This is a genomic window from Nocardia sp. NPDC047654 (assembly GCF_043205035.1).
In the GTDB taxonomy this organism is placed as follows: domain Bacteria; phylum Actinomycetota; class Actinomycetes; order Mycobacteriales; family Mycobacteriaceae; genus Nocardia.
In genome coordinates, this window is sequence record NZ_JBIDDF010000003.1 from 157,452 (window position 1) to 164,448 (window position 6,997).

The 6,997-nt window shown below is 69.2% G+C and carries 7 protein-coding genes; 3 read left to right on the forward strand and 4 right to left on the reverse strand.

What is annotated here, in order from left to right:
- Positions 1-8 precede the first annotated feature (8 nt).
- Together ACGF7Y_RS14110 and ACGF7Y_RS14115 are read right to left on the reverse strand one after the other, a co-directional pair.
- Positions 9-1,250 (reverse strand): TetR/AcrR family transcriptional regulator, encoded by a 1,242-nt coding sequence (locus ACGF7Y_RS14110; RefSeq protein WP_393233390.1) that lies wholly within the window; start codon positions 1,248-1,250, stop codon positions 9-11.
- 277 nt (positions 1,251-1,527) lie between these two features.
- The gene (locus ACGF7Y_RS14115; RefSeq protein WP_393233393.1) at positions 1,528-2,874 is read right to left on the reverse strand and encodes a cytochrome P450; all 1,347 of its coding nucleotides are present in this window, start codon (positions 2,872-2,874) and stop codon (positions 1,528-1,530) included.
- 216 nt (positions 2,875-3,090) lie between these two features.
- Between ACGF7Y_RS14115 and ACGF7Y_RS14120 the strand changes: the two genes are divergently transcribed.
- The 3 genes from ACGF7Y_RS14120 to ACGF7Y_RS14130 all read left to right on the forward strand — a co-directional run bounded on the left by ACGF7Y_RS14120 (position 3,091) and on the right by ACGF7Y_RS14130 (position 4,123).
- The gene (locus ACGF7Y_RS14120; protein ID WP_393233395.1) at positions 3,091-3,273 is read left to right on the forward strand and encodes a hypothetical protein; all 183 of its coding nucleotides are present in this window, start codon (positions 3,091-3,093) and stop codon (positions 3,271-3,273) included.
- Positions 3,274-3,491: 218 nt separating this feature from the next.
- The gene (locus tag ACGF7Y_RS14125; protein ID WP_040870098.1) at positions 3,492-3,692 is read left to right on the forward strand and encodes a DUF2191 domain-containing protein; all 201 of its coding nucleotides are present in this window, start codon (positions 3,492-3,494) and stop codon (positions 3,690-3,692) included.
- Positions 3,693-3,721: 29 nt separating this feature from the next.
- The gene (locus ACGF7Y_RS14130) at positions 3,722-4,123 is read left to right on the forward strand and encodes a PIN domain-containing protein (protein ID WP_393233398.1); all 402 of its coding nucleotides are present in this window, start codon (positions 3,722-3,724) and stop codon (positions 4,121-4,123) included.
- Positions 4,124-4,182: 59 nt separating this feature from the next.
- Here ACGF7Y_RS14130 and ACGF7Y_RS14135 read toward each other — a convergent pair whose 3' ends face one another.
- Both ACGF7Y_RS14135 and ACGF7Y_RS14140 read right to left on the reverse strand, forming a co-directional pair.
- Positions 4,183-6,132 carry an acetoacetate--CoA ligase gene (locus tag ACGF7Y_RS14135; RefSeq protein WP_393233401.1) on the reverse strand — a complete coding sequence of 650 codons (1,950 nt, stop codon included), beginning with the start codon at positions 6,130-6,132 and terminating at the stop codon, positions 4,183-4,185.
- A gap of 29 nt (positions 6,133-6,161) precedes the next feature.
- Complete coding sequence (locus ACGF7Y_RS14140; protein WP_393233978.1) at positions 6,162-6,974, reverse strand: HpcH/HpaI aldolase/citrate lyase family protein; 813 nt, start codon at positions 6,972-6,974, stop codon at positions 6,162-6,164.
- Between the last annotated feature and the right edge of the window lie 23 nt (positions 6,975-6,997).

Consider the following 6,997-nt stretch of genomic DNA (forward strand, 5'->3'; position numbering starts at 1 on the left):
ATACCGGCCTAGCGCGCGGGCCGCCCGAACAGCACCAGCTGCATGAGGAGCCGCACCCGATCCTGGGCCGCCAGCGGCTCGTCGCCGAAGGCGCGGCCCAGATCGACCACGACCGCGAAGGCGGCGTGCACCAGAATGCGTGCCTCCGCCGGGGCGAGTTCCGGGCGCACCTCGCGCAGCAACCGGGCCCACTCCTCGACGCTGAGCCGCTGGATATTGCGCAGCACCGTGCGCTCCTCGACCGGAACGTGCTGGAACTCGGTGTAATACACGAAGGTGAGCGCGCGTTCGGCGAACGATCCGGCCACATACTGCGTGATCAGCGCCGTGAGCGCGTCCTCGGAGCCGGTGGCCGCCGCCACGGCGGGGCCGACGGCGCCGGAAACGCGTTCGGCGGCCCGCCGGAACGCGGCGGCCAGGATGTCGCTCTTGCCGCGGTAGAACCGGTACACCGCCGAGGCGGCCGAAAGCCCTGCGGCCGTGGCGATGTCCTCGACACTGACGTTGGGGTAGCCGCGCTCGTGGAACAGCTCGACCGCCTTGCGCAGCAGCAGTTCGTGTTTGAAGGAATCCGGGATCTCCACCACCGCGACCGGCTCGACCGGCCGCGTGGCGGGCAGCTTCGCGTGCGCGACCGACCAGCAGGCCGAATGCAAAAGGCGGGCAAGAGGTTTCACCGGGAGGGCGGCGTGGTGGTCGGCGATGCTGGTGATCGTGCTGAGCAGGGCGGCGCGCAGCACGCGCACGTCCTGCTCGGCGAGTTCGGGGCGCAGCGCGGCGAGTTGGCTGCCCAGCGCGCCGAGCACCGTGGCCTGCTGGTCGTTGAGCGTGATCTGGTCGTCCGGCTCGAGGTACCTGACCTCCCAGCGCACCAGCGTGACGGTGGGGCGATTGTCGATGGTGACCGCGATCAGCGCGTCGAGTACGTGCTGGAGGCGCTGTTGGGCGGGCCAGTCCGCCGCCTCCTCGGGCAGCTCGACCGATTCGGTCATCGCCCGGCCGACGCGCAGCAGTTCCTCGCGGAACAGCGCGTACTTGCTCGGATAGTGGCGATACAGCGCCGCGGAGCTGATGCCGAGCCCGGAGGCGATGTCGTCCATGCTCACGCCGTGGTAGCCGAGCGCGCCGAACGCGGCCGCCGATGCCGCGGCGATCTGGGCGCGGCGATTCTTCGGCCTGCGCCGGATCTCGCGAGGTGCCGAGTCGCCGCTGCTCGCCTTCCGCGCCGTACGGCGATTGTCGACACTCATGAGGAACATCGTAACGACCTGGCCGTATGGCCGGGGTCGCCGCGTCACGGGATACGGCTCCCGGGGATGAGCGGCCCCCGGGAGCTGTACCTGTTCTCCGGTGCGCGCCGGCATGCGATAAGGCGGGATGTGCGCGCCGGTGCGTCCGGAAGTCGACAACCGGAATCGGCCGAGCGTTGGGGCACCATGCGCGCCAGGCCGGACAGATTGTCGAACACCGATAAACTTACACTAAGATAGAGCCAGTACAACTGCTGATTCTGCAAAGAATCATTGTTCACATATTTGTCAGCCCCGGGCTGATCACCACCCGCGCCCGGCCGCCCGGCACGGTGGTGATGTTGCGGACCTTGCCGCGCTCCGGCTTGCCGTCCGCCGGCAGCGAAAGAGCGTGGCGGAGGAGGATTTCCCGCAGCACGGTGACGCCTTCCAGTAAGGAGAACCCCGCGCCGATGCATCGCCGCACGCCCCCGCCGAACGGCAGCCAGGTGTTCGGCGCCACCGCGCCGTCGAGGAAGCGGGCCGGACGGAACACGGCGACGTCGGGGTAGGCGTCGGTACGCCGGTGTGCGAGAACGATGGAGGTGGCGACCACGGTGCCCGCGGGGAGCCGCCGTCCTCCGATCGTCATGTCCCTGGTCAGTTTTCGATTGGTGCCGGAGATGATGGTGTGCAACCGCATGGCCTCCTTGAGCACCGCGTCGAGGTACTTCTCGTCGCCCGTGCGCGCGGCCTCCGCCGCCGACCGCTGGATCTCGGGGTCGGCGGCGAGTTCGTAGAGCGCCCAGGACAGCGCCGAGGCGGTGGTCTCGTGCCCGGCCAGCAGCAGGGTGATGAGCTGGTCGCGCAGCTCGGCATCGGTGAGCGGCGCGTCGTCGTCGCCCGCGCCGACCTGGAGCAGGCGCGACAGCACATCGGCGCGCTCGGCCAGATCGGTCGCGCCCCGCCGTTCGGCGATCTCGGCGTAGAGCAGGTCGTCCACCGCCGTCAGGTTCTCGGCGAACTTCCGCCACGGCCCGATCCGGCGCATTCGGTCGTTTTTGAATCCCAGGAAGATCAGCGGGTTCAGGTGGACGATCCGGTTCAGTCGCGGGCTCAGTTCGGCTTTGGTCCGCTCGTCGGTGACGCCGAAGACCACCCGCGTGATCACCTCGAGGGTGAGCGCGTTCATCCGGTCCAGCATGCGCACCGTGGACCCGGCCGCCCAGCTCCCCGCTTCCGCCGCCGCGATCTCGGTGATCAGTGCCCGGTAGCCGCGCAGTGCGGAACCGTTGAAGGCGGGCATGAGCAACCTGCGCGCCCGCGCGTGCTCGGCCTCGTCGGTCAGCAGCAGCGAATGCGGACCCATGATCGCGCCCAGGATCTGATTGCCCTCGCCCGCGTGCAGATCGTGCGGGTCGCCCGCGAAGATCTCCTTGATGTGTTCGGGGCGGGAGTACACCACCACGCGGTCGGCGAACGGCGGAACCCGCAGGGCGAAGACGTCGCCGTAGCGGCGCGCCATCGCGGTGAGGAAGCGGGCCCGGTCCCGCTGGAACAACACGCTCTGCACGAGCGGCGGCAGCGGCGGCCCTGGCGGGAACCCCTCGTGCTCGGTCCGCTCTCGGACGTCCTGTGCGGCCACGATGCCACCTCCACGCGGGTATCGGACTGGCTGTCGCTTCCACGCTAGGAGAAACCCGGACGCCGGTCCATGCCCGATGGCCATCGTCCGGGCGGAGTAGCTGCCCGGAGCCCGCGTTCACCCGGAAGCGCGGACCTCCGAGGAACCGCATACGTCGCGACCACATTTCGGCCGAATTCGACTGTACCGGTGCGTCTTTCTGGTAAGGAGTTCGTCATGGCCTTGGCTTCGCGCCCGGTGGGCCCCGTACCGGTGCTGGGCGCCGTGATCGCCGTGGCACGGCGGATCGCGGCGCGCTATCGGCTCACCCCGCAGGAGAAGCGCAACCTGGCCGCCGCCCGCGGCGCACGGCCGGCGGTCTTCACCGCGTCGATCGGCGGCCGCGCCTACCGGAGGTAGTGCCCAAACCCAGTGCCCCGCAGGGGACTCGCGACGAACGGCGGACGCGGCTCTGATCAGCGCCTCGGAACGGTGACGACGTGTACCCGAGTTCCTTGCTGTTGCGGGAGGCCGAGGCGAGGATGATCGCGGGGCGCGCGCTGGGCGAGAATCCCACGAACGGGCGTGTGTATTGCTCGATAGGTTTCCACGGATATATTCTTGTATATATGAAGACGATGATCGATTTGAACGACGAAGCCTTAGCGCTGGCTGCCAAGGAGTTGGGGACTACCACCAAGAAAGACACGGTGAACGCGGCGCTGGAATTCGTCGCCGAACGGCGACGCCGGATCGAACAGGTCTTGACCGATCCGTACGGGTTCGGGGTCGGCCCCGATATCGGTGATGCCGAGATAATGCGCGAGGCTCGCCGTTGAGCGAGACCGTTCCCCTTCGACTGCATTTAGTGGACACCTCCGCGAGCGTGAGACTCGGCCACGAGCCGGTGCGCGCGGTGATCGCCGGTCTGATCGCCGACCGTGCGGCCGCGACCTGCGTCACGGTGGATCTGGAAGCCGGTTACTCGGGGCGCAACCTCGCCGACGTTCAGAACATCGCCCAGCGTCGTCGCTCTCTCTACATCAACCTGCCGATCAATGAGACCATCGCCGAGCGTGCGCGAGAAGTCCAGCAAGTGATGGCACGCAAAGGTCATCACCGAGCCGCGGGGATCGTGGACCTGCTCACCGCCGCCGTCGCCGAGTTCCACGGGGCGGTACTGGTCCACTACGACGCGGACTTCGAACACATCGCGGCGGTGACGCGGCAGCCCCAAGTCTGGGTCGCGCCGCAGGGCAGTCTCGACTAGGCGCTACCAGCGGTCGCCGGGCGAACCCACCCCCGATCTCGCCCGGACTCGCGGCGACTTCAGCCGCGCCCGCCGGGCCGGACCGTGCCGTACCAGTCGAGCAGGTCCGGGTTGTCCACCGCGCTGCGTTCGACGACGCGGGCCGGGTCGGCGCCTTGGAACAGTTTCTTGATCGGCACCTCGAGTTTCTTGCCGGTGCGAGTGTGTGGGATGCCGGGGGCGAGGATGATCTCGTCGGGGACGTGGCGGGGGGAGACTTCGGTGCGGATGGTGCTGTTGATGCGGGCTTTCAGCTCGTCGGTGAGTTCGGCGCCGGGGGCCAGCGTCACGAACAGGGGCATCCAGTAGCCGCCGTCGGGTTGCTCGGCGCCGATCACCAGTGCCTCGGCGATCTCCGGGAGCCGTTCGACGGACTGGTAGATGTCGGCGCTGCCCATCCGGATGCCGTGCCGGTTGAGCGTGGAGTCCGACCGCCCGTGCACGATCACGCTGTGGTGATCGGTGATGGTGATCCAGTCGCCGTGCCGCCACACGCCGGGGAACATGTCGAAATACGCGTCGTGGTAGCGCTTTCCGTCCTCGTCGCGCCAGAAGGCGACCGGCATGGACGGCATCGGCGCGGTGACGACCAGTTCGCCCACCTCGCCGCGCACCGGCTGCCCCGCCGGGTCGAAGGCGTCCAGCGCGACGCCGAGATAGGGCGCCGACAGCTCGCCCGGCCACACGGGCACGGTGCGCACGCCGCCGATGAACGCGGACACCACGTCGGTGCCGCCGCTGATCGAGGAGACCTGGACGTGCTCGCCGATGTTCTCGCCCAGCCACAGCGCCGAGGAGGTGGGCAGCGAGGAACCCGTGATGCCGACGGCACGCAGTGCGGACAGGTCATGATCGGTGCGCGGTACCGAGCCCGCCTTGATGCACGCCAGCACGTAGCCGGGGCTGGCGCCCAGCACGGTGGCGCCGACCTCGGCGGCGATGCGCCACAGCGCGTCGGGGGCCGGAGCGGTCGGGCTGCCGTCGTAGGTGACGATGGTGGCCCCCGCCAGCAGGCCCGCGATCTGGAAGTTCCACATCATCCAGCTCGGGCTGGTGTACCAGAAGAAGGTGTCCTCGGGACCGATGTCGGATTGCAGGGCAACGGCTTTGAGATGTTCGAGCAGCACGCCGCCGTGGCCGTGCACGATGCCCTTGGGCAGGCCGGTGGTGCCGGAGGAGAACACGATCCACAGCGGATGGTCGAAATCCACGGATTCGGTGGTGATCACCGGCGGCAGCGACTCGGTGCTGGTGATCGCGTCGTCCCACGAGGTCGTGTCCGGTACCTCCAGCCCGAGCCGGGGGACCACGACCGTGCCCTTCAGGCTGTCCAGGCCCGCGCGTAAGGCGGCGACGTCCTCGCGCTTGTCGTGCGCCTTGCCGCCGAAACGGTAGCCGTCGGCGGTGACCAGCACGGTGGGTTCGAGCTGCCCGAGCCGGTCCAGCGCGGCTTTCGGGGAATAGTCCTGCCCGCAGGCGCTCCAGACCGCGCCGATGCTCGCGGTGGCCAGGAACGCGATCACCGCCTCCGGGATGTTCGGCAGATACCCCGCCACCCGGTCACCGGGCCGCACACCCAGCGAACGCAGCGTTTGCGCGAAAGCGGCGGTGTGATCGATCAATTCGGCCCAGGACACCTCCCGGATCGGCGCGTCCTCGCTGACCGCCTTGATCGCGGGCCGGTCGGTGCGCAGCTGCCGGATCACCTGGTCCACGTAGTTCAGCCGGGTGCCGGGAAACCATTGCGCCCCGGGCATCTCGGCGTTCGCCAATACCTCGCCCGCGACGTCGCCGAGTTGGAAGTAGTCCCACAGCGCGTGCCAGAACCCGGCGAGATCCCGGACCGACCACTGCCACAGCGCGTGATAGTCGGCCGTGCGCACGCCGGTGCGCTCGGCGACGAATCGCGCGAAGTCGGTGATCCTGGCGTCGGCGATATCCTGCTCGGTCGGCACCCACTGGCGTTGCATCGCTGTCCTCCTGGTGTGGAACTCGGTGTTCAGTCGCGGGCGGCGCGCCGCACGATCTGCTCGGCGTGCCGGAACACGGGGCCATCGACCATCCTGCCCTCGAGGGCGAAGACCCCACGGTGCTTCGGTGCTTCCTCCAGCACCCGCCGGGCCCAGGCGATCTCTTCTTCGGAGGGCGCGTAGGCGGCCCGCAGCACCGCCACCTGGCTCGGATGGATCGCGACCTTGGCGTCGAAGCCGACCGCGACCGCGTCCTCGGCCTCCGCGCGCAGCCCGTCCAGATCGCGAATGTTCAGGTACACCGAATCCAGCGCGAACTTGCCGTACGCCTTGGCGGCCAGCAGCGTGCTGGAGCGCACGTGGCGGGCCACGTCGCGGTAGCTGCCGTCGGCGTGCCTGCTCGCGGTGCCGCCGAGCCCGGCGACCAGATCCTCCGCGCCCCACATGACGCCGATCGCGTTGCGCGCGGTCATCACCTGGCCCACCGCGAGGGCGCCGAGCGGCGACTCGATCAGCGCGAGCACCTCGTGGTCCGGCAGCGCCGCGACCTGCTCGGCCGACTCGCATTTCGGCAGCATGAGCCGCCGGTAGGCGGTGTCGGCCAGCGTCGCCAGATCGAGCGCGTGGTCCTCGGTGCCCGCCGCGTTCACCCGCACCACCGTGGTTTCCGGGTCGAGTGGGGTGTCCAGCAGCGCCTTGCGCGCCGCCGCCTTGTCGTGCGCGGCGACGCCGTCCTCGAGATCGAGGATCACCACATCCGCCGCTGCCGCCGCCTTCGCGAAGCGTTCCGGGCGATCGGCCGGGCAGAACAACCACGCCGGACCCGCCATCTGCCAGCTCATACCGCGTCCTTTCACGCTGTGTC

Bases quoted from the DNA above. Each gene is read 5' to 3' on its own strand.
- ACGF7Y_RS14110 (WP_393233390.1), bottom strand. From the start codon at position 1,250: ATGAGTGTCGACAATCGCCGTACGGCGCGGAAGGCGAGCAGCGGCGAC.
- ACGF7Y_RS14140 (WP_393233978.1), bottom strand. From the start codon at position 6,974: ATGAGCTGGCAGATGGCGGGTCCGGCGTGGTTGTTCTGCCCGGCCGAT.
- ACGF7Y_RS14125 (WP_040870098.1), top strand. From the start codon at position 3,492: ATGATCGATTTGAACGACGAAGCCTTAGCGCTGGCTGCCAAGGAGTTG.
- ACGF7Y_RS14135 (WP_393233401.1), bottom strand. From the start codon at position 6,132: ATGCAACGCCAGTGGGTGCCGACCGAGCAGGATATCGCCGACGCCAGG.
- ACGF7Y_RS14120 (WP_393233395.1), top strand. From the start codon at position 3,091: ATGGCCTTGGCTTCGCGCCCGGTGGGCCCCGTACCGGTGCTGGGCGCC.